Here is a 1,184-nt window from a genome sequence, read left to right as displayed (position 1 = left end):
AACAAATATAGGTGAAAGAACATGTCAAAAGGCACTCCATCAATGGGCAAGATGAACAAGAAGACCCACATCGCCTGCCGGCGCTGCGGTAAGATCTCGTACCATGCCCAGAAGAAAGTCTGCTCTGCCTGTGGTTTTGGCAGGAGCGCAAAACTGGCCAGCTACAAGTGGACCACCAAACGACCCAAAGTACCGACGCATTAAGAGTTGAACCATGTGCGGAATCGTTGGCATCGTCGATGCTGGCGGGGTATCCATCCAACTCTATTATGCCCTGTACGCTCTCCAGCACCGGGGGCAGGAGAGCGCAGGGATCTCCACATTTGACGGTAAAAGCCTCCACAAGTTCAAAGGAAGCGGGCTTGTTGCCGATGTCTTTTCTCCTCCTGTTTTATCCGATCTCAAGGGCAATGCCGGTATCGGCCATGTCCGGTACCCGACCACGGGCTCAAACCTTCCCGAGAACATACAGCCGCTCAACTTCCGGTTCCAGGACCACTACATCTCCATCGCCCACAACGGCAACCTCGTGAACATCGCCGAAATCCGGGCAGAGTACGAGAAGACCGGCCAGATCTTCACAACCACCACCGATACTGAGATCATTGCCAGGATCCTCATGGACGAGATCGGCAGGACGGGGATCGTGGAGGACGCGGTCCACGTCTGCATGAGGAAGATGCAGGGCTCGTACTCGGTCGTGATGCTGATCGATGGGATCATCTACGCCTTCCGCGACCCGCTCGGGATCAAGCCGTTCTGCATCGGAAAGACCGCGAACGGGTATATGGTCGCGTCCGAGAGCGTGGCGATAGACGCGCTGGCGGCAACCTTCATCCGCGATGTGAAGCCCGGCGAACTCATTCGTCTCGATGCGGACGGGATCCACTACACGCAGATCGCGGTTGCCGGCCGGTGCGCCCACTGCATCTTCGAGTTCATCTACTTTGCCCGGGCCGATTCGGTCATCGACGGGGTGCTGGTGTATGACGTGCGCCGGAGGATCGGAGCGAAGCTCCACGAGGAGGCGCCCGTGGAGGCCGATACAGTGGGGGCACTGCCCGACTCCGGGACGGCATATGCCATCGGGTACGCGGAGCAGTCGAAAATCCCCTATGTCGAGTGCCTTATGAAGAACCGGTACATGGGCCGGACGTTCATCATGCCCACGCAGAAGGAGAGGG

At 58.0% G+C, this 1,184-nt stretch carries 2 protein-coding genes; both read left to right on the top strand.

Annotated features, from left to right (window positions below; all coding sequences use genetic code 11):
* Window positions 1–21 precede the first annotated feature (21 nt).
* Window positions 22–204, top strand: coding sequence for a 50S ribosomal protein L37e (locus tag CW742_RS14065; protein WP_292421455.1), 183 nt, complete (start codon window positions 22–24; stop codon window positions 202–204).
* A 10-nt stretch (window positions 205–214) separates the two neighbouring features.
* The coding region (gene purF, locus CW742_RS14060) for an amidophosphoribosyltransferase (RefSeq protein WP_292421454.1) at window positions 215–1,184 on the top strand (970 nt) is incomplete at its 3' end.

Origin of the sequence: Methanoregula sp., from assembly GCF_002835825.1 — an archaeon.
Classification (GTDB): domain Archaea; phylum Halobacteriota; class Methanomicrobia; order Methanomicrobiales; family Methanospirillaceae; genus Methanoregula.
This window is presented reverse-complemented; position numbering and strand designations above follow the sequence as displayed.